Below are 25,292 nucleotides of genomic sequence, written 5' to 3'. Positions count from 1 at the left end.
ATCGTGAGTTCCGCGAGGCCTTGCCCCTCGCTTCAACGACGATTCTGAGCATGCCGAAATGGCATCGCCATAACGGTGGGACGACATCATGTCCGCTCAGATTGGTCGCGACCAGAATTTCCCCGCGGCGTGCAAGCGTTGCGGCGGACTACTGTACGAAAACTTCGAATTCTGCCCTTACTGCGGCACGGATTGTCCACTCGACAAGGTCCCGCTGGGCACCCATCCGAAAGCCACGTTGACACCCCTCGGCGCCACGGCGGCGGCGCCCCCCGCGGCCGCGAAGCTCGCGCAGGCGGCCGTGCCCGCGACCGACGGGCCATCGCTGGACACCGGCTACCCGCACGCCGCACAGCACGCCGCAGCGCTTACGCACGGGTTGCACTTCTCGCACATGTCGCAATGGATCTTTCCCAAGGGCCTGTTCGTGATCGCACTGATTCTTGCGTTCGCGTACGGCACGTATCTGCTGCTCGGTGCGAACCGCCAGCGGGAAGGTACCGCCAGCGAAGAGACCCTGCACTCTTCGGGCGGTTCGGTTTCAACCGATGCCTCGGCGCGACAGACCGATGAGATGCCCCCAGGCGCCGGCAGGCAGATCAGCGAGCAGCCGCAATCACCCCCGCGCAATGCGCACCCCGCGCCGCAATTCGCGGACGTGGCCGACGGTCTGCGCATCGCGCGGAACAGCCTTGCAGAAAACAACCTGTTCGACGCGAAGGCCGTGGCGAACGCCGTGCTCGCGCGCGACCGAGACAACGAGGAGGCGCGCGCGCTACAAGGCGATATCGCGGCGCGCGAGCAACGGCGCGATAGCGCGTTGCAAAACGCGGACCGCTGCGTCGCGCAGCATGCCTGGGCCTGCGTGCAGCAACAGGCTTCGGAAGCGCTCGCGATCGATTCGAGCAGTCAGGCTGCGCAATCGTTGATGGAGCGCGCCATCGTATCGACGGCCTGGAAGCCGCTCAGTCCACCCAATGGCGCCCCGCAAACGAACGCGGCAGCGGTGTTGCCGCGCGGCGCGAACACCGTGCGGCTGCCGTCGTCGCAGGATTGGAACACGAGCGCCTCGCCGCCGCCACTGCCCGGCGCCCTGAACACTGCGAACGTGACGAACGCCACGCACGCGGCAAACGTCGCGACGGCCGCCAGTCCCGCCGGCGGCGACAACAGCGTCGACGCCCAGCAGCGCGCGATCGTGCAAAACGGCTGGAAGCACGCCGCGCCGCCCGGCGCCGCGCATTGAACAGGATTCCATAACATATCGAAGTCTGCCGTACATCGCAAACAAGGCGGGAGAGAGACCATGCTGAAAACGACTCTAGCGGGAGTGGCGGCGCTGATCGCCCTGCTTTTCCCGGTGCTCGCCGTCGCCGCCGAGGTCGACGCGCACTACCGCATCGTGACCGGCCCGGAGCGCGGCACCTACATTCAGATCGGCCAGGACCTCGCGAAATGGGTCGCGCAGCCGGCGGGTATCGACCTCGAAGTGATCCCATCGAAAGGGTCTGCGGAAAACGTGCAGCGCATGCGTTTCGAGCCCGGCGTGAAGCTCGCGCTCGTGCAGTCCGATGTCTACCAGGCCTACGTCGACATGGCCAATTCCGGCAACGAAGAGGCCGGCACGCTGATACGGCCGCTGCGGCTCATCATGCCGCTCTACGACGAAGAGATTTACTTCGTCGTGCGTAACGACTCGCCGATGAAGACGATCAACGAGATCAAGGACAAGGTGATCAGCGTCGGCCTGATCGGCAGCGGCACCGCGCAGTCGGCGACGACGCTGTACCGCCTCATGTTCGGCCAGCCGATTCCGGAGCAGAACGCGCAGCACCTGAGCAACGAAGACGCGCTGGCCGCGCTCATCGTCAAGAAGATCGATGTGGCCATCATCGTCGCCGGGCAGCCCGCCAAGCTCTTCACCGACATGAACCCCGAATTGCTGCAGCAGATCCGCTTCCTGCGCGTCGATGCGAACGCGCCGGAAACGGCGCGCGCAAAGCAGACCTACTATCCCGCGACGATTCACGTGTCGAGCTACCCGAACTGGCTCAAGGAAGACGTGCCGACGTGGACCGTCAAGGCCTTTCTCGTCACCTATGACTACAACCTGCGCGATACGGTCGGCAACCTGAAGCGTTTTGCCGATTCGCTCTGCGCGAACTTCGACAACCTGCAGGAGCACGGCCATCCGAAGTGGAAGCAGGTAAAGCTCGATCTACCGGGCCTCGGCAAAGGCTGGCAATACTATCCGCCCGTCGAGCGGCGCCTGAAGGCGTGTTTCGCGCATCGCGCCGCGGTGCAGGCCGCCACGGGGTCGACTGCGGCGCAAGGCGCTCCCGCCGCGCAAAAAGTCGATGGGCGGCCATGCTCGGATCAGGAGCGCCTGCTCCTGCTCTGCAAATAATCCCGCAGGGAATCCTCCGAGGGAACGCGGTTCCCATCGCGCGTGAACAGCCAGCAAGGGGACCCTTCCAACGCCAGCACGGCGTGGAAGGCGATCCCCTTGCGCCCGCATGCAATCTCTCCTGGTATCTGCTTTCAGGATGTCCTAATGTCCATGGGTGCCGTCATGCCGGCACGTCGAAACGGTCTTCCCGATGCAGTGCGTCCTAGCCTAACAACAAACAAGGAAACACCCATGAGAGATACCCCGTTCACAGTCCGGCGTATAGCGGCACGCCTGTGTGCCGCGATCGCCATTGCAGGCGCGGCGCTCGTGCCCGGCGCACACGCTGCCGGGAACAACGCCAGTCACCCGGCATTCAACCGACTGCCGTCGTTCGTGGTGGCGAGCAGTCTGCAAACCACCAGCTACGACGGCGTCAGCGACGATCTGTTGACCGCCGGGCTCGGCAAAACCGGGCTTGCCGGTGCGCAGCCGGCCATCGCCAACCCCGCGGCCCCGACGGCGGCGGAACTGCGCCGGCTCGCGATCTGGTCGAACTATCGCGCGCTCGTCGATATCAGCGCGAACGGCGGTTATGGCCGCTTTTGGGGGCCCAATGTCGATGTATACGGCAACGACACACTGGGTGAAGGCAAAATTGCCGGCACCGAATATCTCGCGTTCGCCGACGACGGCAGCGGCCGCCAGAACGTCAGCCTGCTCGTGCAGGTGCCGACCAGCTTCGATCCGGCGAGCCCGTGCATCGTGACCGCCACGTCATCGGGCTCGCGCGGCGTGTACGGCGCGATCTCGGCGGCCGGCGAGTGGGGACTCAAGCGCGGCTGCGCGGTCGCCTATACCGACAAGGGCTCGGGCAACGGCGCAGAAGAACTGATGAGCGGCCTCGTGACGTTGATCGATGGCGTCACGGCCAACGCCGCAACGGCTGGACGCACGAGCATTTTCACCGCGAACGTGCCGGCGGGCGCGCTCGCCGCCTACAACCAGAAGTTTCCGAACCGCTATGCGTTCAAGCACGCGCATTCGCAGTTGAACCCCGAAGCGGACTGGGGCCGCGACACGCTCGAAGCAGTCCAGTTCGCGTACTGGGTGCTCAACCAGCAGTTCGCGCCGCGCGTCGACGCATCGAATCGCGGCGTGCGCTACGCGCCCGGCGACATCACGACGATCGCGGCTTCCGTGAGCAACGGCGGCGGCGCGTCGCTCGCGGCTGCCGAAGAGGACGCGGGCAAGTGGATCACGGCGGTGGTGGTCGGCGAACCGCAGATCAACGTGCGCCTGCCCGGCGACGCGCAAATCAGGGAAGGCGGGCAGCGGATTGCCGCGGCCGGCAAACCGCTGGCCGACTACATGACGCTCGCGAACCTGCTGCAACCGTGCGCCGCGCTCGCGGACGCCGCCGCCGGCGCGCCCTACCTCACCGCGCTGCCCCTGGCGACCACGACCGCGATTCGCCAGGCGCGCTGCACCTCGCTCGCGGCGGCAGGCTACATCCACGGCGGCGACACGCAGGCGCAGGCGAACGACGCGCTCGCCCGCCTGCATGAGGCCGGCTATGAAACTGACTCCGATCTGCTGCAGGCGCCGATGTGGGATTCACAGGCCGTGCCGGCGGTTGCGGTGACCTACGCCGACGCCTACACGCGCTCGAGCGTGCTCGACAACCTGTGCGGATTCAGCTTCGGCACGACGAATGCTGCGACGGGTGCCGCGGGCGTTGCGCCCGCCGTCTCGCCGATGCTGACCATCTTTGGCGTGGGCAACGGCGTGCCGCCGACCAATGGCGTCAACCTCGTCTACGACGTCACGCCGCCTGGCGGCGCCGACCATCGGCTCGCCACGCCCGATGCCAGCTTCGCGGGCGCGGCATGTCTGCGCGCGTTGTGGACGAAGGGCGATCCGCGCATGCGCCAGAGCGTCCAGGCGATCAGCGTGAATGCGAACCTGCACGGCAAGCCCGCGATCATCGTGCAAGGCCGCAGCGACGCGCTCGTGCCGATCAATCATGCCTCGCGCGCGTATCTCGCGGCAAACAGCGAACGCGAAGGTTCGCGCAGCCACCTGTCGCTCTACGAGGTGTTGAACGGGCAGCACTTCGATGCGTTCCTCGCCGTGCCGGGCTTCGATACGCACTTCGTGCCGGTGCACTACTACAACATCGCGGCGCTCAATCTGATGTGGAGTCATCTGAAGAATGGCACGCCGCTGCCGCCTTCCCAGGTCATCCGCACGATCCCGCGCGGCGGCAGCCCGGGCGCCGCGCCGGCGCTGGGCCTCGCGAACCTGCCGGCCATCGTGGAGAATCCGGGCAGCAATGCAATCCGCGCGAACGACGGGGTCGTGAACGTGCCGCATTGACGCGCGAAGGACGCTGTCGCGGCGGTCGCCTCACACCAGCAGTTGCCGCGACAGCACTTCCCTCGCCTGTGTCACGGTGTCCCCTTCGCCGGGATGCGGCGGCAGGAGCGAGAACACGGCATCGGGCAACGGCGGCAGCCGGTGCTTCGGGCCGAGCCGCATGAGGCCCTCCCCGATTGCCGATGCGCACAGACAGCCCACGCCCAGGCCGGCTGCCAGCATGGACTGCAGCCCGGCCACGCCCGACGCGCTGTGAACGAGCACGTACGGGATGTCGTTTTCTTCGAGCGAGCGCACCGCGACCTGGTGCATCATGCAGTCGCCCGGCAGCAGCACGAGCGGCAACGCCTGCGGCAACTGCTCGGCGAGCGCCGGCGACGCGACCCAGTAGAGCGGCTCGCGCAGCAACTCCCAGCGCGCGTCCGCGTCGGTGGCGGCGGGACGGAACGGACCGCGCGACAGATGCATGACCACGCCGAGATCGATTTGCCGCTTCGCATAGGCGAGCTCGATATCGGCGCTCTTCATCGCGCTCACGTGCAAGCTCAGCTGCGGATAGCAGTCGCGCAGCCGCACGAGCAAACCGGCCACCTCGTTGGTGCGGAAGTACTCGGTGATCGCGACGCGCAGCTCGCCCTTGATGGCCTGGCCGCGCACGTCGTCGAAGGCGGCTTCGTTGAGCGCCACGAGACGCCGCGCATGGTCGAGCAGACGCGTGCCCGCGGGCGTGAGCTCCACCCCGCGCTTGCTGCGCACGAAAAGCGGCATGCCCGCGCGCACCTCGAGCTTGCGCACCTGCTCGCTGATCGTGGATTGCGAAAGATGCAGCAGCGGTACCGCCGCCGAAAGGCTGCCCACGTTCGCCACCGCCGCGAACGTCTTCAACTGGTCGAATTCGAAGCCACGCATGACATTCCACATCCATCGAATAACTCGATGGATACTACCACCAATTCCCGCTTTTCCGTCAGATCGAGATTGACCAGAATGTCGACTGGACGCTCACGCTGCGCGAGTGCTGGATAGCGCAGCCTGACGAAATCCGGCCCTTTATCGCTGAGCACACTCATGTCTGACAATACGTACGCCACCTGCGCCGTGGCGCCGCGCACCGCCGCCGATGCCAGCCACGGCCATCACGGCTGGGCGCTGGTCGTTTTGCTGGTGGGCGCGATTCTGCCGCCGCTCGACTACTTCATCGTGAACCTCGCGCTGCCCGCCATCCGCGACGGACTCGGCGCGAACGCGTCCGAACTCCAGCTGGTCGTCTCGGCCTACGCATGCGCGAATGCCGTCATGCTGATCACGGGCGGCCGCCTCGGCGACCTGTACGGCCGCAAGCGCATTTTCATGGTGGGCATGGCGGGCTTCGTCGTCGCCTCCACGTTCTGCGGCCTCGCCACCAGCGGCACGGCGCTCGTCGCCGGACGCATCCTGCAAGGCCTGTTCGCCGCGACCCTCGCGCCGCAGGTGCTCGCCACGATCCGCAGCGTATTCACGCCGCACGAGCAGGTGCGCGTGATGGGGCTCTACGCCTTCGTTTTCGGCGTTGCCGCGGTGATCGGCCAGCTCGGCGGCGGCGCGCTCACCAGCCTGCACCCGTTCGGCCTGGGCTGGCGCGCGATCTTTCTCGTCAACCTGCCCATCGGCGTGTTCGCGCTCATCGGCAGCTGGCGCTTCATCCCGGAAAGCCGGCCGCCGCGCGGCAAGCGCATCGACGTGCCTGGCACCCTGCTGCTGTCGCTGTTTCTGCTGATGTTCGTCTATCCGCTCACGCGCGGACGCGAGTCGGGCTGGCCGCTGTGGATGCTCGCCTGCCTGGCCGGCTCGCTGCCCATGCTCGGTCTGCTGCTGCGCGTGGAGTGGCGCAGCCTCGTCAACGGCAAGGATCCCCTGCTCGACGTGCGCCTCTTCCGCAATCCGGTCATCGCGCTCGGCCTCGTGCTGGCGTTCCTCTTCTATACGATGAGCGCGTTCTTCCTGACCTATGGCATTTATCTGCAAGGCGGCCTGCACTGGACGCCGCTCGCTTCGGGACTCGCAATCCTGCCGTTCGGCATCGGCTTTCTGTCCAGCCCGCTGCTGATGCCGCGACTCGTGCACCGGTTCGGCGGTTATCGCGTGCTGACGCTGGGCTTCGCGATGCTCGCGGGCGGACTCGCGATTGCGGCTGCGCTCGCGGGCGTGGCGCAGCCCGGCGCGGGGTTCTACCTCGGACTCGCGGCGATCGGCATCGGCCAGGGGCTCGTGTTGCCTTCCGTCGTGCGCATCGTGCTGGCCGAAGTGGAACCCGAGCGCGCGGGCATCGCCTCGGGCATGGTCACGGCGACGTTGCAGATCGGCGCCGCCGTCGGCGCGGCCACGCTGGGCGGCCTGTTCTTCTCGACGCTCGGCGCGGCGCCCGGCGTCATCGACTACGCCCATGCGTTCAGGACCACGATGTTCGCGCTCGTCGCGATCCTGCTGCCCTGCGCGCTGCTCTCCACCGCGCTGGGACCGCTGCATCGGCGCACGCATGCGAACGGTCCCGCTACGTAAACGAATACGCAGAGATTTGCTGCGGAATCCTCGCTATCAGAAGTCGATCTGCGCGGAGAGCAGCACGGTGCGCGGCGCTGAGGTCGTGAGGCAGGTGCCCTGCTGGATCCAGTAGCGGCTGCCGAACAGGTTCTCCACGTTCGCGCGGAACACCACGTCTTTCTGGACGATCCGCGTGCTGGGGGAAGTTGTGTGGACAACGGCGCGCCGACTCGCATGCCGCTTTCACGACCTGGACCACGAGACATCGAAGTATGGCGGCAAGGAAACGCCGGCGCGAGGCCGGCGATCCTTCAGCGCACCTGCGATTAAATTGGATGCCTAACGATATTTCCCGCCTCACTGGGCCTGGTCACCCACGGGAGGAAATACATTCCAGTAGCCGTCGTCGTGCTGAAAGAAGAACAGCGCGTGAAATCCCGTTGTCTGACGCGTCTCCACGCACACGTAGCGCGCCCTGCCCGAAGGGGTATGACCAAACGCGGTGACATGCACCGGCGAGGTCGGTGCGAGCCATTTTTCGACCTGGTAACGCAGTGACTGCGTCTTCGTGCGTCTCATCTGGTCCTCCCAGAGATCGGTTAGTTTTGCAGCCCTTTTCGCCGGCAACCGCGAAAACACCCTGCACAAACCGAACGTTCTTGATGCAAAGCGCAATTCTTACCGCGTTGCATCAAGTGTTTGAGAAAGCACTTTAACTATAGCCAGAAAAGCCCTTTGCAACATCGATTTCAGCAAGATAGCAACAAAACAACGGAAATCGGGAAACGTGCGGCCGGCCACATCGGGCGAGCCTGGCTGATGCGCCGCACCAGGCGGTGAAATGAATGGAAACGTATGCGATGTGTGAGGCACGCGGTCCCGGCGTATCCTGATTCGATGGCAGCGAGCCACCGGGATCTTTTCACTGGCGATCGAAATGATGAGACACGTGTACGTTGCGATTTACATCCTGTTGTTGATAGCCGTTATCGTCGGCGTGGATATTATTTTCCTCAAGAATCTTTTCTGGCTGCGGCTGGCCGTGAACATCGGCATCGTCGTGGTGTTCGCCGCCGTCTACTACGCACTATTAAAGAATCTGTAATCCAGCGATCGCGAGTGAAGGACGCAAACCCTGCAGTGCGCCCCACGCACCCGCGGCACACACGACCGCGCCCACGAAAACCACGAGCCACAAGTAAGACCCGCGCGGCCGATACCGTTGCGGGAGCGTGGTGACGCTAAGGGCGACGAGCAACCCCAACACGAGCGGCAGCATCAACGTGTTGACCACTTGCGCCGCAACGTTCAGGGAAACGAGGTCGGGCGCGAGCCAGACAGCCCAGGCACTGCCTGCAACGGCCAGCGCATACGCGCCGTAGAACCAGGGCGCGCGGTCGGGACGGACCTCGAGTGAGGCGCGGTAGCCGAACACATCGCCGAGCCCCCATGCCAACGCGAGAGAACTCACGATGGCGGCCACCAATGCCGCACCGAGCACGCCCGCGCCGAATAGCAGGCGCCCCGCAAACGGGCCCGTGACGGCAACGAGCGCATTGCTGATTTCGCCAATGCTGTCGAGGGGTCGCGGCTCGCCATGCGCCGACAGCGTTGCCGCCGCCGCGACGAGCACCGCTGCCGTCAGCAATTGCGTGAGGACGGCGCCGACCGCCGTCTCGACTCTGGCCGACGTGAAGTCTTTCGCCGTGAGGCTGTCCGCGACCGCCGCCTGCTGATAGAACACCATCCACGGATTGAACGTCGCGCCAATGAGCGCCGCCGCCAGATAGCCGGCCTCACGGCCGCCCGCTGCCAGGTGGGTCATCTGCGGGACCATGACCTGGAGTTCGTGGCGCGCGCTCCATGCGACGGCGAAGAACGTCAGGTCGAATGCACCGATGGCAATCGCGATCCGGTCGACGCGCTTGTGCGAGCCCGTGAGCACGATGCCGGTCAACAGCACGACGGCGAGCGGCAGCGTGACGGCACGCGATACGCCATACATTTCCCCCACGCCGGCAACGCCGGTGAACTCCGTCACGAGCGACCCGAGCACGGCCACGACCAGTCCCGCCGCGGCCAGCGCTGCCCAAACCGGTCCGAAGCGCGAGCGGATGAGTTCGCCATAACCGCGCCCGGTGAAGATGCCGAGGCGCACGGTCAGTTCCTGAACCATGTAGAGCAGCGGAACCAGCCCAAGCAGCACGGGCAGGAGACGCAGCCCCGTTTGCGCGCCGGCCTGCGCGGCCGTCACGACGTTGCCGGCGTCGCAGTCGGCCAGCATCACGAGCAGCCCCGGGCCCCACAGGGCGAGCCGGCGCAGTCCTCGCGAAACGGTTTGCTTGAGCGTCGGGAGAGGGGTCATGCGTTCTGAAAGATTGCGCCTGTAGTATCTGTCGCGCGATTGTAGCGTGCGGGTCCGGACCCGCCGCCGCCCCCCGGCACAGCCTGCCCGCGAACCGGGATGTCGAGATGGCTGGACAGATCAACCTCTGAGGCACAATCCGGCGATCACTGGAGAAAAACGACGCATGGCGAATGACGACCGCACCACGATAATTGCCAGACGAACGCCGGAATCCGCGGCCATGACAGCCAACCTCAAACGGGCGATGGCGATCACCGCCAGGATCAACCGCTTGACCTTCGACGATGCCGATGAAGTCCGGGCCTTGTTCAGCGAACTCATCGGCAAGCCGGTCGACGACAGCTTTCTGTTGATCCCGCCGTTCTACACGACGGGCGGGGTCGAGATCCGCGTGGGCCACAATGTCTTCGTCAACCAGAACTGCACGTTCTATGATCTGGGCGGCCTCGAGATCGCCGACGACGTGATGATCGGCCCGAACGTCAGCCTCATCACGTCCGGCCATCCCATCGAGCCTTCCCGGCGGCGCGACGGCGTCGTCGCAAAGCCCATCGCGATCGGAAGGAACGTCTGGATCGCCGCCGGCGCGACCATTATCGGCGGAGTAACCGTCGGCGAGAACTCGGTGGTGGCGGCGGGATCGGTGGTCACCAAAGACGTTCCGCCGAATACGCTCGTCGGTGGCAATCCGGCGCGCGTCATCCGTTCGATTGCGGAGTAAAGAACGGCCCCCGCGGATTGATATTCCGCCGTAGCAGCGGAATCGACGCGAACCCACTCGCGCTACTATCCATAGCTCAATTGCTTGTTTGTGGTGAGATAACCGATCGGCAAGAATGGCCCTGCCAAACTTTGGTCAGGACCACGATATGTCGAACGCGCCCAGCCTTCAACTCGATTCCGCCACGCTCGTCGAAGCATACGACCGGCTTGGCATTCGCCAGTTTCATCACGGTCTGCAACTGCTCGACGTGCTCGGCTTGCGCGAAGGCGAACGCGTGCTCGACGTGGGTTGCGGCACGGGCCGCCTCACCGAATCGGCGGCGCAGCGCGTAGGCCAACACGGTGAAGTGCTCGGGCTCGATCCGTTGCCGCTGCGCGTGCAGCGCGCGCTCGAACGCGCGCAGGGCCGCTTCGCCGTGCGCGTCGGCCGCGCCGAAGCGCTGGACACGGTGCCCGATGCGCACTACGACGTGGTGTATTTCAACAGCGTGATTCACTGGATCCCCGATCAGGCGCAGGCGCTGCGCGAAGCGTGGCGCGTGCTCAAGCCGGGTGGCCGGATCGGCTTCACGACCATGCCCGAAGAAGCGCCACACGACCTGCATGTCGTGCTGCGAGCGCTGTTTGCTGGCGAGCCCGAATGGCAGCGCGCTGGAATCGGTGCGCCGAACAAGCTCACGCGCGAGCGCTCGGCAGCCCTGCTCCAGGGCGCCGGCTTCGAGGTGACGCACAACGAGATTCGCGCCTTCGGCGACAGCTTCGACAACGTCGACGACGTGCTCGCCTTCAGCCGGTCGAGTTCGTTCGGCAATTTCCTCTCCTCGCTCACGCCCGGGGACGTTGCGCGCGTGCGCGCACGGCTCGCGAGCGCGCTCGAACCGCATCGCGGCGTTCGCGGCTATGCGCTCACGCGGCGCATGATCATCGCCACGGCGCACAAGCCGCTCGCACACTGAATCCCTGCCTTCCATTCCGCAGCGAACACCGACCGCAATCGAGGAGTACACATGAGCGCAGCACCGCGACGCCAGGGACAATTGAGCCTCGGCGCCTTCCTGATGGAGACGGGCCACCATATCGCCGCATGGCGCCACCCCGATGCGCACGCCGCGGGCGGCCTCGATTTCGCGCACTACGCGGAGCTCGCGCAAACGGCCGAGCGCGCCAAATTCGACGCCGTCTTTTTCGCCGACAGCGTGAGCGTGCGCGACACCCATGTGCCCTCGCTCTCGCGCACCGCGCGCGCCGATCATTTCGAGCCGATCACGCTGCTCTCCGCGCTATCGGTGGTCACGAAGCACATCGGGCTCATCGCCACCGTGTCGACGTCGTTCAACGAGCCCTATAACGTAGCCCGCAAATTTGCTTCGCTCGACTATCTGAGCGGCGGCCGTTCGGGCTGGAATCTCGTGACGTCGAGCACCGAAACCGAAGCGCACAACTTCAGCCTCGACAAGCATCTCGATCACGCCGTGCGTTACGAGCGCGCGAAAGAGTTCTACGACGTGGTATCCGGCCTTTGGGACAGCTGGGAAGACGACGCCTTCATTCGCGACAAGGCGAGCGGCATCTACTTCGACCCCGAGAAGCTGCACACGCTGGACTATCGCGGCAAGCACTTCAAGGTGCGCGGTCCGCTCAACGTCGCGCGTTCGCCGCAAGGCTGGCCCGTCGTGGTGCAGGCCGGCGCCTCGGAGGCCGGCAGGGAACTCGCGGCGCAAACGGCCGAAGTGATTTTCGTCGCGCATCAAACGCTCGATGAAGCGAAGCAGTTCTATCACGACGTGAAGGGGCGGCTCGCGCGTTACGGCCGCCGCCCCGAGCATCTCAAGATCATGCCGGGCATTTTCCCCGTGATCGGCCGCACGCAGGAAGAAGCGCAGGAGAAGTTCGACGCGTTGCAGGCGCTGATTCATCCGAGCGTGGGACTGCAGCTGCTCGCGAACATGTCGGGCGGCCTCGACCTCTCGCAGTATCCCGTGGATGGCCCCGTGCCCGATTTGCCGGAGACCAACGGCGGCAAGAGCCGGCAACGCCTGCTGCTCGATCTCGCGCGGCGCGACAACCTCACGATACGCGATCTTTATCTGCGCATTGCGGGAGCGCGCGGGCATCAACAGGTGATCGGCACGCCGCAGAGCATTGCCGACCAGCTACAGCAATGGTACGAGGAAGAAGGCGCCGACGGCTTCAATATCATGTCGCCGTGGCTGCCTGGCGGCCTCGACGAATTCGCGCAGCACGTCGTGCCCGAATTGCAGCGACGCGGACTCTTTCGCACGGAATATACGGGGCGCACGCTGCGCGAGCACCTTGGCTTGCCTCGTCCCGCGAACCGCTTCGCCACGCAGCGGGAAGACGCATTGCGCGTCGCTTCCTGATTCTCTCGATCGACCCATCCACATTTCATTCCAGGCCGAAATAATCGTCCCGAAGATGCCCGCATACTGTCGGTACGCGCTCTATCCCTGGCGCGTCCCGTCATCTCACTTCGTCTGCGTGAAATCGATCGCCCAGTATGCAAGCCACGACTGCGAGCAAGTCTACCGGACTCGATCTGCTCTTGCTCCTCGCACTTTCCACGCTTTGGGGCGCGTCCTATACGTTCATTCGAGTTGGCGTAACGACCATCCCGCCGCTTACGCTGATCGCCGCAAGAACGTCGATTGCCGGAACACTCCTTCTGCTCTGGATGCTCGCGCAGCGCATTCCCGTACCGCGTGACCCGGCCGTGTGGCGTCGCTTCGCCGTGCAGGCGCTGCTCAATAGCGTGATTCCCTTTACCCTGATCGCATGGGCCGAGCGCTCGGTGGAAGCCGGCCTGGCGACCATCCTCAATTCGACCTCACCCGTCATGGCGTTCCTCGGCACGTGGCTGATTACCCGCCACGAACAGGTCACCGCGCGCAAGCTGTTCGGCGTCGCCGCGGGCCTCGCCGGTATATGCCTCGTCGTCGGCGTGAGCGCATTCGAAGGGCTCGGCCAACAACTCATTGCGCAGTTGGCGATCGTCGCCGCGACGGTCTGCTACGCCGGCGCGGCGATCTACGGGCGATCGTTCAAGGGACTCTCGCCGGTCGCGCCCGCTGCGGGATCGCTCGTCGTGGGCGCGTTCCTGCTGGTCCCCGTGAGCCTGGCCGTCGACCGCCCGTGGACGCTTCATCCGTCACCGCAATCGATCACAGCGCTGATCGCGCTCGCCGCTTTTTCCACGGCGATCGCGTTCGTCATCTACTTCCGGCTCGTTCAGACGCTCGGTTCGGTTGGCACGACCGCGCAGGCCTATTTGCGCGTGCCGATCGGCGTGGCGATCGGCATGGCGTGGCTCGGTGAATCGCTCTCGACCTCGGCGTGGCTGGGACTCGGCTGCGTCGTTGCCGGCGTCGTCGCGATGACGCTGCCATCGGCCAGCCAACGCCGTGCGAGCGGCCACAGGCTGCGCTCGAACCGCGAGTGAAAATACGCGAAGTGCCCGATGCTGCGCTCGCCGATTGAGGCGGGCGCGATGCGTACATGTGTCGACTGGCTCTGGGTGAAATAACGCAGCGTGCGTTCGATCGCGCGGATCGTGCCGAACGGATCATCGGGGAAGCTGACGGCGAGGATCGGCGCACGCATGTTGCCAAAGCGAGCGACGATGTCCGCGCGCTGCTCGGGCGTGCGCGCCAGCGACCCTTTACTGAGCGTGTCTTCGAAGCGGGCGCGGCCCCGGCTCCAGATCTTCGCGACGCCGCGCGGCGTGTCCTCCATCCATCCGAACCACGATGCGGGGAAATAGCCCATCAGCCCCGTCAAAACCGGCATCACGACATGCCATTTCCAGAGCATGAGCGGCATGCTGCGCGGCGCGTAGTCTCGCCAGTACGCGTACTGCGTGCCGACGGTGAAGACGCGCCGAATCAGATGATTCGACGGCGCGAGCCCGATCAGGAAGCCGCCGATGCTATGCCCCACGACGTCGATCGGCTGCCCCGGGAACAGGCTTCGCGCGTAGTGCAGCACCGCTTCGAAATCGCGTTCGCCCCATTCCAGCCAGCTCGCGTCGAGCGTTGCGAGCGCGACGGGCTGCGAGCCGCCAATGCCACGGTAGTCGTAGACCAGCACATCGAAACCCTGCCGGTGCAGCCATGCGCCAAAGCGGAAATAGTAGTGGCAGCGCACCGACGTGGCCGAATTGACGATGACCAGCGGCCGCGAAGCGTCCGTGTTCAGCAGCGCGTGACGACGCCACACATAAGCGCGCAGCGCAAAACCATCGGCGGCGGTGATGGCGACGGCGAGAGGACGCGCCTCGCCCGGATCGGCTGAACGCATGAACGTGCTCCATGAAGAAACGGAGTATCGATTTCACTTGACCTCGCCCGCCGCTTCAATCAATCTTTGCGCAGCTTCCGCATGAGGAAAACGCATGTCAGCGCCGCTCGTGAAACTCCCTCCTCTCGACCTCATTCGCGGTTTCGTCGCGGTGGGCCGGCGCATGAGCATCACGCTCGCCGCCGACGACCTGTGCGTGACCCAGTCCGCCGTAAGCCGCCAGATCGCCGCGCTCGAAGAGGCGCTAGGCGTGCGCCTCTTCAACCGCGGCTATCGTTCGATCTCGCTCACGCCGGAGGGCGAGCGCCTGCTGCGCGTTGCGGACAGCGCCGTGCAGCAGATGCAGGAAATCGTCGGCGCGCTGGCCACGCGCAAGACGCGCCAGCCGGTGACGATCACCGCCAGCATCGGCATTGCCGGCCTGTGGCTGCTGCCGCGCATCGGCGAATTGCAGCGCCTGCTTCCCGATATCGATCTGCGCCTTGCAACCTCCGAGAAGGTGCTCGATCTGCGCGCCGAAGGCATCGATCTCGCCCTGCGCTACGCGCCGGCCCGCATCGCGCCGGAGTCAGCGAATCGCGCGGTGCATCTGTACGACGAATACGTATTGCCGGTCGCGCATCCTTCGTTGAACGTGAAAAAGCTCGACGCGGCCACGCTCGCGCGCCACGTGCTGCTCGAATTCGAAGGCGTGCGCCGCCCGATGCTGCGCTGGGCAGATCATCTGGACGCGCGCGGCCTCGACGGCGCACCGCTTCGCGGGGTGCTGCGTTTCAACCAGTACGACCAGGTCATTCAGGCCGCCACCGCCGGCCGCGGCATCGCGCTCGGGCGCCTCGCCCTCGTGCAGCCGCTGCTTGCCGACGGCAGGCTCGCCTCCGTCGGCAATGCGCGCGCGGCGGGCCCGACCGGCTACGCCTACTGGCTGCATCGGGCCGACGAAGCGCCGCGCGACGACGTGCGCGCCGTCATCGACTGGATCGTCGAGCAGGCTCGCCAAAGCCAGATCACATGATCAGCATGCATGCGAAGCGTGCCAAAAACTCGCTTGAGCCCACGCGCCTTCCCGCGCTCTACTAGGCGCAACGCGGCGCAACTGCGAAGCGCCCAGTGCGAGGAGGCGAACGATGACCGAAATGGACGAGGCATGCCGCCGCCGCTGGCTGCTCGTGATCGCGGGTGGCGTGGTGATGGGCGCGGCGCTCGGCGTGCGCAACGTGCAAGGGCTTTTTCTGTTGCCCGTCACGCTCGAGCGCGGCTGGTCGCGCGAGACGTTCGGCCTCGCCCTTGCGCTGCAAAACCTGCTGTGGGGCGTTGCACAGCCGCTCACGGGCATGATCTCCGACCGCTTCGGCTCCGCGCGCGTGATCTTCGCGGGCGCCCTGCTCTACGCGCTCGGACTCGCGATGATGGCGCTCAGCGCGACGCCTGGCATCTACACGTTGGGCGTGGGCGTGGTGCTCGGCGTGGCATTGTCCGGAACCGCCTTCGGCGCCGTCTATGGCGCGCTCTCGCGGCTTTTTGCAGCCGATCAACGCAGTTGGGCGCTGAGCGTGGCGGGCATGTTCGGCGGCCTGGGCCAGTTCTGCGTTGTGCCGCTCACGCAAGGGATGATCGGCAGATTCGGCTGGGTCACGGCCATTCTCGTGCTCGCCGCCATGATGCTCGCCAGTGCGCCGCTCGCGGCATGGCTGCGCGATCGTCCGCTACCGCGCAGCGGCGCGATCGATACGCACGACACCCTGCGCCGTGCGATCGGCAAGGCGTTCGCGCATCGCGGGTTCTGGCTGCTCAATCTGGGCTTTTTGTCGTGTGGCTTCCAGCTTGCGTTCATCGCCGCACACCTGCCGGCGTATCTGCTCGACAAGGGCATGAGCGCGCGCGAAGCGAGTCTGGCGCTCGCGCTGATCGCGCTGGCCAACACGGCAGGCACCTTTCTCTGCGGTTACGCTGGGGGATTTCTGCGGCGCAAGTATCTGCTGTCGGCGATCTACTTCGCTCGTGCGGGTGTGATGGCGCTGTTCCTCGCCTTGCCGCTCTCGCCTTTCACGCTTTATGTGTTCGCGTTCGCGATGGGATTCATGTGGCTCGGCACCGTGCCGCTGACGAGCGGGATTGTCTCGCAGATGTTCGGCGTGCGCTATATCTCGACGCTGTTCGGCTTCGTATTTCTCGGGCATCAGATCGGCAGTTTCTTCGGCGTCTGGCTGGGCGGCGTGGTGTTCGACGCGACGCATAGCTATGGGCTGCTCTGGCAAGGCTCGATCGCGCTCGGCATCGTCGCGGGATTGATGCACCTGCCGATCGACGACGAGCGGGTCGCGCAGCGCGCCATGATCGCGGGCCAGCCTTCATGAGCGAGGTGTTGGCCGTGCGCGTCAAGCAGGTCATGCTGGCCATTTCATTCGGAGCGCTTATTGTCTGGACGTTCGCGGAGTATCTCGCACCGTCGACAATGATTGCCTTGCTCTCTGGCGCCGCATTTTGCAAATGATCGTGCCGCTGCAGCCGGCTTACTTGATCAACTGCAGCATGTCGCGGAAGCGCGGATGCTGGCTCGAGCGCAGCCATTCGAACGCGACCATCTCGACCGTCGCCATTTCGGCGCCCGCTTTGTTCAACCGCGCAATGGCCGCCTCTTTGTCGACGGCTTTGCGCGAACCCATCGCATCGACAACGACAGTGACCGGCAGGCCGCGATGCAGCAAACCCATCGCCGTCTGCAATACGCAGACATGCGCCTCGCATCCCGCGACGATGACTCGGGTTCGCCCTTCAGGCAGCGCTTCCAACAGACCATCGGCGGTAGCGTCGAAATGGTGCTTTGCAACAGTCGTCGAGCACAAATCCTTTATTTCCTGTGTGTTTTCGCCGAGGGCGCCCGGATTCTGTTCTGTCCCGATGACCGGAACATCGAGACCCCGAGCCATCCGCCCGAGCCTGAGGGCTTGAGCGACAACGGATGCGCCGTCGTGAATCGCCGGCATCAGTCTCGTTTGCAAGTCGATCAGAACTACGATCGATTCGGAAAGGCTATGCAGCATCGCGAATCCTTTTCGCAGATTGCAGTGCGCAATAATGGCACCTGTCAGGGATATTACTAAGTATGCGACAAATGGTCGCCATGCGACTCTATCTCCCAATGCCATTCCCTATGGAGCCAGGCATGCAAGCAGAGACGCTAAAGAAAGCAAGAGCCGCCACCTTTCTCACCCGGTCGGCGCTGTGTCTGATGCTGTTGCCAGTTGCCTGTCTTGTCTGGGCACTCCAGGCGTATCCGCCACAGGAAGCAATCTGGGTTTGCTTCTCGCTGGCAATCTATATCTGGCCTTTCGCCGGAGTCCTGTTTGTGATTTCAGCGGGATTCCACGTCGGCAACCACGCTCGCCGACTCGAGAAGGACGCCGGATTCCGCGAGGCGCATGGGCACTAACTAGCCCGCGTGCCGTTCTGCCAAACGGTCTGCTGTCGTTGTTCGAATAGAAGCCTGCCGGCAACAGCAGGCTTCTGAGGCGCGGCTTGCCGTTTGTCAGGACTGCCGATATGACTGGTTAGCAAACCTTAGCGGCGCACTAGCCGCCGCCGGGGCTGCGCTGAGCGTGGGATTCGAGGCCGGCAAGCCGGTATCCGACCTGCAATTCGGTGATCAGGAACCTCGGACGCGCAGGATCCTCTTCGAGCTTCTGCCGGATGCCGGCCATATACACGCGCAGGTATTGCGGCCGATCGACATAGGTCGGCCCCCAGACATCGAGCAGCAACTGCCGATACGTCAGCACCTTGCCATAGCCGCGAATGAGCGCCGCGAGCAGGCGGAACTCGGTTGGCGTGAGGTGGACTGGTGCGCCGGCGCGGGTCACTTCGTACGTTGCCAGATTCACCCGGATTTCGCCGAACTGGACCGCCGCGTCGCCCGTGCCGGCGACGCTCACGAAACTCGCGCGCCGCAGCTGCGCCTTCACGCGGGCGATGAGCTCGGGCACGCCGAACGGCTTCGTCAGATAGTCGTCGGCGCCGAGATTGAGCGCCTCGACCTTCTCGCTCTCGCGATCGCGTGCCGAAAGCACCACCACCGGCGTGCGCGACCAGCCACGCAGGTCGCGGATCAGCGCCTTGCCGTCTTCGTCGGGCAGCCCGAGGTCCACGATCACGAGATCGGGCTGCCGCGTGCTGCACTCCACACGGCCCTGGGCTGCGTCCGCCGCCTCGAACACGCTCATTCCCTCGCGCTCGAGCGACATGCGCACGAAACGGCGGATATCGGCCTCGTCTTCGACGATCAGCACACGGGGCTTGCTCATGCAGTGGGTTCCTCCAGAAAATCGGGCGGTGTGCGCATAGGCAGGCTGACGGTGAAGCGCGCGCCGCGCGGCTCGCGATTTTCGCCTTCGATCGCACCGCCGTGCGCCTCGACGATCGTGCGGCACAGCGCGAGGCCGAGCCCCACGCCCGTGATCGACGACTCCTTCACGCCGCGCGCGAACGCCTCGAACAGGCGCTCGCTTTCGATGCGCGGCAGGCCCGGCCCGTCGTCCTCCACCACAACGTGCACACAGTCGCCCACAGCGTGCGCGCGGACGGTGACGGTGGAGCCGGGCGGTGTGTATTTCACGGCGTTGTCGATCAGGTTCACGAGCACGCGCTCGAACGCAATGGCGTCGAGTTCGATGAGCGGCAGGCCAGCGGCGAGATCGGTACGGGTGAGGTGCGCGTCGAGCGACGTGCCGAGCCGCGCGAACGCACTGCCGACGATTTCGTCGAGCGCGTGCCACTCCTTGTTCAGGCGCACGCCCTCGCCCTGCATGCGCGCAAGATCGAGCAGATTCGTCACCAGCCGATGCAATCCTTCGGTCTGCAAACGAATGGCGCGAGACACCACACGGCGTTCATCGTCGGGCAGTGCATCTGCGCGTTCGAGCGTCTCGGCGAGGCCGCCGATGGCGGTCAGCGGCGTCTTCAAATCGTGCGAGACTGCCGCGAGCAAGGCGTTGCGCAAGCGCTCACCCTCTACGCGCAGTTGTGCCGACTGTGCGATTTCGATGAAGTGGCAGCGCTCCAGCGCCAGCGCGATTAGCGAGCAGCATGCTTCGAGCAGTCCGCGCGCACTGGCGTCCGCGAGCGGCGCGCCGTCGGAGCCGACCACAGCGATCACGCCGCGTGTAGCAATCGGCCCGCGCAGCGGCAGATAGAGCGCCCGCGCGCCTGGCAACGCCGTCGTGCCCGCGCCTGCGGGATGCAGATGCGCGAACGTCCAGTGTGCAATCGAGTCGTCGACGAAATCGGCCTCGCCGATCGTGCGCAGTGTGCCGCGCTCGCTCGCCACGACGAGCGCCACGCGCACCTGTACGAGCAGTGCGAGCGTTTGCGCGCACACATGCGCGACCTCTTGCGCCGAGATCGCACCCGAAAGCTCGCGCGCCACCCGCGCCAGCGCCGTGGCGCGGCGCTCGCCGGCCGTCGCCACCTGGGCCTTCTCGCGCAGTCCGGCGCCAAGCTGGCCCGTGACGAGCGCGACCACGAGGATCAGCGTGAACGTGAACAGATATTGCGTGTCGGAGACTGCGAAAGAAAAGCGCGGATCGACAAAGAAGAAGTCGAAGCTCCCCACGCTGAGCAGCGCCGACCACGCGCCAACGAGCCGCCCATAGCGCAACGACAGCAGCACGACCACGAACAGGAACAACATCACGACGTTCGAGGCCGCAAACACACGCAGCAGCTCGTTGGCCGCCAGCGTGGTCGCGCCGCAGGCGAGCAGCGCCGCGCCAAACCCGCCAGCCGGCGACGGGCGCTCCCGCGCATCGGCAAGCGCCCGTTCCCGCGCCTGCTTGCGCCGCCGCGAGCGCTTCGCGCTCACGCAGGCCATCAGTCTTTCGATTGGCGCGCGGTGTGGGCGCGCTTCGTCGTGCATGTCCATAAAATGAAAACCGGGGGCGATGCCCCCGTGTGTGGTTAATCCCGCAACGCGCGCCTCAGAGGAAAGGCGATACCAGCAGGTCGATGAGCTTGATCCCGATGAACGGTGCGATGACCCCGCCCACGCCGTAAATCAGCAGGTTTCGCGTGAGCAGCGCCTGCGCCGGTTCGGCGCGATAGCGCACGCCCTTCAACGCCAGCGGAATCAGCGCGACGATGATCAGCGCATTGAAGATGACCGCCGACATGATCGCCGATTCCGGGCTGTGCAGGCGCATCACGTTGAGCGCCGAAAGCGCCGGATACGTCGCGACGAATGCCGCCGGGATGATCGCAAAGTATTTTGCCAGATCATTCGCCACGCTGAAGGTGGTGAGCGCACCGCGCGTCATGATCATCTGCTTGCCGACCTCCACCACGCGCAGGAGCTTCGTGGGATTGCTGTCGAGGTCCACCATGTTGCCCGCTTCCTTGGCCGCCTGCGTACCGCTGTTCATGGCTACGGCCACATCCGCCTGCGCGAGCGCGGGCGCGTCGTTGGTGCCGTCGCCGGTCATGGCCACGAGGCGCCCTTCGCCCTGCAGCTTGCGGATGAGTGCGAGCTTGTCCTCTGGCGTCGCCTCGGCCAGGTAGTCGTCCACGCCCGCCTCCGCCGCGATCGCGGCGGCGGTGAGACGGTTGTCGCCCGTGATCATGACGGTCTGAATGCCCATGCCGCGCAGTTCGCTGAAGCGTTCCTTGATGCCGCCCTTCACGATGTCCTTGAGCTCGACCACGCCCATCACGCGCTCGCCGTCGGCCACCACGAGCGGCGTGCTGCCGCGCCGCGCCACCTGTTCCACCGTCTGGCGGATTTCCGCGGGAAACGCGGCGCCCAGGCTCACGACGTGCTTTTCGACGGCGGAGGCCGCGCCCTTGCGAATCTGCCGCTCGCCGATATCGACGCCGCTCATGCGCGACTGGGCACTGAACGGCACCGGCACGCTGCCGTGCAGCTCGCGCCCGCGCAAGCCAAAGCGCTGCTTGGCGAGCACGACGATCGAGCGGCCTTCGGGCGTCTCGTCGGCGAGCGAGGCAAGCTGCGCCACATCTGCCAGCTCGTGTTCCTCGATGCCCGCAGCAGGCAGGAAGGTCGATGCCTGGCGGTTGCCGAGCGTGATCGTGCCGGTCTTGTCGAGCAACAGCACGTCGACGTCACCCGCGGCCTCGATTGCGCGGCCCGAGGTGGCGATCACGTTCGCGCGCATCATGCGGCTCATGCCGGCCACCCCGATCGCCGAGAGCAGCGCGCCGATGGTCGTCGGAATCAGGCAGACGAGCAACGCGATCAGTGCAGTGAGGCCGACGCGCGCGCCGTGCCCGCTCAACGTGACGCTGAGCGACGAGAACGGCATCAAGGTCGCGCACACGAGCAGAAAAATCAGTGTGAGCGCAACGAGCAGGATGGTCAGCGCGATTTCATTGGGTGTCTTCGCGCGCTTCGCGCCTTCGATCATCGCGATCATGCGATCGAGGAACGCCTCGCCCGGATTGGCCGTGGTGCGGATGATGAGCCAGTCGGACAGCACGCGCGTGCCGCCCGTCACCGACGAAAAATCGCCGCCCGACTCGCGAATGACCGGCGCCGATTCGCCGGTGATGGGCGATTCGTCCACCGACGCCACGCCGTCGATCACCGTGCCGTCCGCGGGAATCATCTCGCCCGCTTCCACGAGCACGATCTTGCCCGCCACGAGCTCGTCGCTCGGCACGAGATAAAAGGCGCTGGCGAATTCGGGTTTTTCGAGCACCCTCGCCATGACGCGCTTGCGCGCCGAACGCAACGCTGCCGCCTGCGCCTTTCCGCGTCCTTCCGCCAGCGCCTCCGCGCCGTTGGCGAACAGCACCGTGAACCAGAGCCAGACGGCCACGGCGAGAATGAAGCCTGGATGCGCGTCGCCTCGCGCCGGGCCTTCGAACAGCGCCTGCACCCAGAGCAGCGTGGTCACGATGCTGCCGACATAGACCACGAACATCACGGGGTTGCGCAACTGTGCGCGCGGCGAAAGTTTCGCAAACGCCTCGCCAATCACACTGCCCCAGCGCGGGCGCTGCGCCGCAGGTGGCGCGGCCTCCTGTGCGGGAAGGCTGAATTCGTTCTGTACATTCATCGGGATACTCCGGTTACTGGGTCGCTTGCGCCGCCGAAGACGACAGCGCGTCGAGCGCCAGATTGAGTTCGAGCACGTTCACACGCGGGTCGCCGAGCACGCCGAGTTGTGGCGCCCTGGTGTGCTGCACGACGAGCGCGCGCATCGGCTCCTCGGCGAGTCCGCGCGCACGCGCGACACGCTGCGCCTGGAGAAGCGCATTCGCCACCGAAATGTCGGGGTCGAGGCCGGAGGCGGAGGCCGTCACCGCGTCGACGGGGACCGGCGTCGTGCTTGCGAGACCGTTTTCGCGCCGGTAGGCCGCGGCTCTCGACGCAACCTGATCGATCAACGCCTTGCTGGTCGGCGCGAGATTGCTGGCGCCGCTCGACTCCGCGTTGTACGGCTGCGCGACCGTCTGCGCGGGATTTTTGGGGTCCGCGCCGAGCGTGGCGCTCGGCCGCGGATGGAAATAGCGCGCCTGCGTAAAGTCCTGGCCGATCTGCGCCGCCCCGACCACGCCGTGCTGCTTTTCGATCAGACTGCCGTTGGCCCGCGATGGCATCAGCACCTGCGCGATGCCCGTCGTCAGCAATGGGTAGGCCAGCCCCGTCAACAGCATGAAAAACACCGCCGACACCAGCGCCGGGCGCATCAACGCCCGCAGTGAAGGCGCGGGTGACGCGGCGCCTTGCGCGGGCTCAGTTGCCGCGCGCGCACTCTGCATATTCGAATTCATTCGACATCCTTAAAACAAGTGTCCATTGGTCAGCATCAGATGCTCGACCACCGGGCCGAGCGCGAGCGCCGGGAAGAAGGTCAGACCGCCCACGAGCACCACCACGAACACGAGGAGTGCCGTGAATAGCGGCGTCGCGGTCGGCAGCGTGCCAGGCCCTTCCGGCACGGTCTTTTTCATCGCGAGCGAGCCCGCCACCGCGAGCATGGGCAGCAGCGTGAAATAGCGGCCGAACAGCATGGCGAAGGCAATCGTCGTATTGAAGAACGGCGTGTTCGAATTCAGGCCCGCGAACGCGGAACCGTTGTTCGCCGTCCCCGAGGTGAACGCGTAGAGAATTTCGCTGAAGCCGTGCGGGCCGGCATTGTTCAGGCTCGCCTGCGTATCCGGCCAGATCGCCGCCAGCGCGGTCAGCACCAATATCGACGCCGGGTGCGCCAGCACCGCGATCATCACGAGCTTCATCTCGCGCGCTTCGATCTTCTTGCCGAGAAATTCAGGCGTGCGCCCGATCATCATGCCCACCAGAAACACAGTGAGAATCGCGAACGTGATCAGATTGATGAAGCCGACGCCGTCGCCCCCGAACACATTGTTGAGCATCATCTCGACGATCGGGATCATGCCGCCGATGGGCATGAGCGAATCGTGCATGGCATCGACGGAGCCCGTCGTCGCGGCCGTCGTCACGCCGACGAACATGCTCGTCTGGGCGATACCAAAGCGCAACTCCTTGCCCTCCATGTTGCCGCCGGCCTGCAGTTGACTCGCCTGCTGGTCTACGCCCAACGGTGCGAAGTTCGGGTTGCCGCCATGCTCCGCTCCGTAGATCAGCGCCACGCAAACCACGAACATCGCGCTGAATGCGGCAAAGAACGCCCAACCCTGGCGGCGGCGCAGCAGCATGCTGCCGAACGTGTAGGTCAGCGCGGAGGGAATCAGCAGCATGCAGAGCATGTGCAGCGTGTTGGTGAGCGGCGTCGGGTTTTCGAAGGGGTGCGCCGCGTTCATGCCGAAGAAGCCGCCGCCATTGGTGCCGAGATGCTTGATCGACTCGAGGCTGGCGACCGGCCCCAGCACGATGTGCTGCTGCGCGCCTTCGAGCGTCTTCGCGACCGTTTCGCTCGTGAGCGTCTGCGGCATGCCCTGCCAGACATAGACCAGCGCCATGAGCAGGGAAAGCGGCAACAGGACGCGATAAAGCACGCGGGTGAAGTCGACCCAGTAGTTGCCGATATCCGCGGCGCTGCGGCGGCCAAGGCCGCGTATGAAACCCGCGGCGGCGGCCACACCGGTTGCCGCGCTGACCATCATCAGAAACGTGATGACGGCCATCTGCGAAAAGTTCGAGAGACTGCTTTCGCCCGAATACGACTGCCAGTTCGTGTTGGTGATAAATGACGCCGCCGTATTGAAGGCAAGATCGGGCGTCTGCGCCGCGCGTTGCAGCGAATCGAACGGCAGCAGCGCCTGCACGCGCAGCAGCAGGTAGCCGAGCAGCATCATGGCGGCGTTGCTGACGAGCAGCGCCAGGCCGTAGTGCTTCCAGGACATCCTGGCGTTGGCGTCTACACCGAGCAGGGCGTAGGTCCAGCGTTCCGGCGCAGCGTGACCTTCATGCGTGAACACGCGAGTGAGCCATTTGCCCATGACGATGGCGAGCGCCGTCATGAAGGCGAACAGCAGGATGAACTGCACAAGATCATGAAGCATTGGCGATCCCTCTCAGATCCGGTCCAGACCGATGGTGAAGCCCGCGGTCAGTGCGAAGAAGCCTGAAAACACAAGCAGGTAGATAAGGTCGTTCATGGCGTG

The 25,292-nt window shown here is 65.4% G+C and carries 22 protein-coding genes and 1 pseudogene; 13 read left to right on the top strand and 10 right to left on the bottom strand.

Features of this window, described 5'->3' with window-relative positions; genetic code table 11:
• Positions 1-88 precede the first annotated feature (88 nt).
• From AB4Y35_RS22010 to AB4Y35_RS22000, 3 genes are all read left to right on the top strand, one after another.
• Positions 89-1,246, top strand: coding sequence for a hypothetical protein (locus tag AB4Y35_RS22010; protein ID WP_368705911.1), 1,158 nt, complete (start codon positions 89-91; stop codon positions 1,244-1,246).
• Positions 1,247-1,306: 60 nt separating this feature from the next.
• Positions 1,307-2,407: a TAXI family TRAP transporter solute-binding subunit gene (locus AB4Y35_RS22005; RefSeq protein ID WP_368687999.1), complete on the top strand. Its 1,101-nt coding sequence runs from the start codon at positions 1,307-1,309 to the stop codon at positions 2,405-2,407.
• Positions 2,408-2,641: 234 nt separating this feature from the next.
• A complete protein-coding gene (locus tag AB4Y35_RS22000) occupies positions 2,642-4,768 on the top strand; it encodes a D-(-)-3-hydroxybutyrate oligomer hydrolase (RefSeq protein WP_368705910.1) in 2,127 nt (708 codons plus the stop codon).
• Between the two features lie 30 nt (positions 4,769-4,798).
• On the opposite strand, the gene AB4Y35_RS21995 is transcribed toward AB4Y35_RS22000, so the two are convergent.
• Complete coding sequence (locus AB4Y35_RS21995) at positions 4,799-5,677, bottom strand: LysR family transcriptional regulator (protein WP_368705909.1); 879 nt, start codon at positions 5,675-5,677, stop codon at positions 4,799-4,801.
• A gap of 159 nt (positions 5,678-5,836) precedes the next feature.
• Here AB4Y35_RS21995 and AB4Y35_RS21990 point away from each other — a divergent pair, with 159 nt between their 5' ends.
• Positions 5,837-7,306, top strand: a complete 1,470-nt coding sequence (locus AB4Y35_RS21990; protein WP_368705908.1) for an MFS transporter — start codon at positions 5,837-5,839, stop codon at positions 7,304-7,306.
• 339 nt (positions 7,307-7,645) lie between these two features.
• On the opposite strand, the gene AB4Y35_RS21985 is transcribed toward AB4Y35_RS21990, so the two are convergent.
• On the bottom strand, positions 7,646-7,867 hold the full coding sequence (locus AB4Y35_RS21985) for a hypothetical protein (protein WP_342923233.1): 222 nt from the start codon (positions 7,865-7,867) through the stop codon (positions 7,646-7,648).
• A gap of 358 nt (positions 7,868-8,225) precedes the next feature.
• Here AB4Y35_RS21985 and AB4Y35_RS21980 point away from each other — a divergent pair, with 358 nt between their 5' ends.
• Positions 8,226-8,393: a hypothetical protein gene (locus AB4Y35_RS21980; protein ID WP_342923234.1), complete on the top strand. Its 168-nt coding sequence runs from the start codon at positions 8,226-8,228 to the stop codon at positions 8,391-8,393.
• Here the strand turns inward: AB4Y35_RS21980 and AB4Y35_RS21975 are convergent.
• The gene (locus AB4Y35_RS21975; RefSeq protein WP_368705907.1) at positions 8,379-9,653 is read right to left on the bottom strand and encodes an NRAMP family divalent metal transporter; all 1,275 of its coding nucleotides are present in this window, start codon (positions 9,651-9,653) and stop codon (positions 8,379-8,381) included. The genes AB4Y35_RS21980 and AB4Y35_RS21975 overlap by 15 nt on opposite strands.
• A gap of 166 nt (positions 9,654-9,819) precedes the next feature.
• Here AB4Y35_RS21975 and AB4Y35_RS21970 point away from each other — a divergent pair, with 166 nt between their 5' ends.
• From AB4Y35_RS21970 to AB4Y35_RS21955, 4 genes are all read left to right on the top strand, one after another.
• Positions 9,820-10,377: a sugar O-acetyltransferase gene (locus AB4Y35_RS21970; RefSeq protein WP_368705906.1), complete on the top strand. Its 558-nt coding sequence runs from the start codon at positions 9,820-9,822 to the stop codon at positions 10,375-10,377.
• Between the two features lie 148 nt (positions 10,378-10,525).
• On the top strand, positions 10,526-11,335 hold the full coding sequence (locus AB4Y35_RS21965) for a class I SAM-dependent methyltransferase (protein ID WP_368705905.1): 810 nt from the start codon (positions 10,526-10,528) through the stop codon (positions 11,333-11,335).
• Positions 11,336-11,386: 51 nt separating this feature from the next.
• A complete protein-coding gene (locus AB4Y35_RS21960) occupies positions 11,387-12,760 on the top strand; it encodes an LLM class flavin-dependent oxidoreductase (RefSeq protein WP_368705904.1) in 1,374 nt (457 codons plus the stop codon).
• A 137-nt stretch (positions 12,761-12,897) separates the two neighbouring features.
• Positions 12,898-13,836 carry a DMT family transporter gene (locus tag AB4Y35_RS21955; protein ID WP_368705903.1) on the top strand — a complete coding sequence of 313 codons (939 nt, stop codon included), beginning with the start codon at positions 12,898-12,900 and terminating at the stop codon, positions 13,834-13,836.
• A 110-nt stretch (positions 13,837-13,946) separates the two neighbouring features.
• On the opposite strand, the pseudogene AB4Y35_RS21950 reads toward AB4Y35_RS21955, so the two are convergent.
• Positions 13,947-14,693, bottom strand: a pseudogene (locus AB4Y35_RS21950) (alpha/beta fold hydrolase); the annotation flags it as partial.
• Positions 14,694-14,787: 94 nt separating this feature from the next.
• Here AB4Y35_RS21950 and AB4Y35_RS21945 point away from each other — a divergent pair.
• The 3 genes from AB4Y35_RS21945 (at position 14,788) to AB4Y35_RS21935 (ending at position 17,187) form a co-directional block, all read left to right on the top strand.
• Complete coding sequence (locus AB4Y35_RS21945) at positions 14,788-15,708, top strand: LysR substrate-binding domain-containing protein (protein ID WP_368705902.1); 921 nt, start codon at positions 14,788-14,790, stop codon at positions 15,706-15,708.
• 112 nt (positions 15,709-15,820) lie between these two features.
• Positions 15,821-17,050, top strand: coding sequence for an MFS transporter (locus AB4Y35_RS21940; RefSeq protein ID WP_368705901.1), 1,230 nt, complete (start codon positions 15,821-15,823; stop codon positions 17,048-17,050).
• On the top strand, positions 17,047-17,187 hold the full coding sequence (locus AB4Y35_RS21935; protein ID WP_368705900.1) for a hypothetical protein: 141 nt from the start codon (positions 17,047-17,049) through the stop codon (positions 17,185-17,187). The genes AB4Y35_RS21940 and AB4Y35_RS21935 overlap by 4 nt, the downstream gene beginning before the upstream one ends.
• Positions 17,188-17,206: 19 nt before the next feature.
• On the opposite strand, the gene AB4Y35_RS21930 is transcribed toward AB4Y35_RS21935, so the two are convergent.
• Complete coding sequence (locus AB4Y35_RS21930; protein ID WP_368705899.1) at positions 17,207-17,737, bottom strand: isochorismatase family protein; 531 nt, start codon at positions 17,735-17,737, stop codon at positions 17,207-17,209.
• A gap of 122 nt (positions 17,738-17,859) precedes the next feature.
• On the opposite strand from AB4Y35_RS21930, the gene AB4Y35_RS21925 reads away from it, so the two are divergent.
• A complete protein-coding gene (locus tag AB4Y35_RS21925) occupies positions 17,860-18,126 on the top strand; it encodes a hypothetical protein (protein ID WP_342923243.1) in 267 nt (88 codons plus the stop codon).
• A gap of 139 nt (positions 18,127-18,265) precedes the next feature.
• Here AB4Y35_RS21925 and AB4Y35_RS21920 read toward each other — a convergent pair whose 3' ends face one another.
• The 5 genes from AB4Y35_RS21920 to kdpA form a co-directional block, all read right to left on the bottom strand.
• On the bottom strand, positions 18,266-18,994 hold the full coding sequence (locus AB4Y35_RS21920; protein WP_368705898.1) for a response regulator: 729 nt from the start codon (positions 18,992-18,994) through the stop codon (positions 18,266-18,268).
• Entirely contained in the window at positions 18,991-20,559 is a 1,569-nt protein-coding gene (locus tag AB4Y35_RS21915) for an ATP-binding protein (RefSeq protein ID WP_368705897.1), read from the bottom strand. The genes AB4Y35_RS21920 and AB4Y35_RS21915 overlap by 4 nt, the downstream gene beginning before the upstream one ends.
• Positions 20,560-20,665: 106 nt before the next feature.
• A complete protein-coding gene (gene kdpB, locus AB4Y35_RS21910) occupies positions 20,666-22,759 on the bottom strand; it encodes a potassium-transporting ATPase subunit KdpB (protein ID WP_368705896.1) in 2,094 nt (697 codons plus the stop codon).
• A gap of 13 nt (positions 22,760-22,772) precedes the next feature.
• Positions 22,773-23,477: a potassium-transporting ATPase subunit KdpC gene (gene kdpC, locus AB4Y35_RS21905; RefSeq protein WP_368705895.1), complete on the bottom strand. Its 705-nt coding sequence runs from the start codon at positions 23,475-23,477 to the stop codon at positions 22,773-22,775.
• A gap of 9 nt (positions 23,478-23,486) precedes the next feature.
• Positions 23,487-25,190, bottom strand: coding sequence for a potassium-transporting ATPase subunit KdpA (kdpA, locus tag AB4Y35_RS21900; protein WP_368705894.1), 1,704 nt, complete (start codon positions 25,188-25,190; stop codon positions 23,487-23,489).
• Between the last annotated feature and the right edge of the window lie 102 nt (positions 25,191-25,292).

The sequence above is a fragment of the Paraburkholderia sp. EG286A genome (assembly GCF_040965375.1).
Lineage (GTDB): Bacteria > Pseudomonadota > Gammaproteobacteria > Burkholderiales > Burkholderiaceae > Paraburkholderia.
Note: the sequence above shows the minus strand (reverse complement) of the source record. Positions and strands in the feature narration are given on the sequence as shown.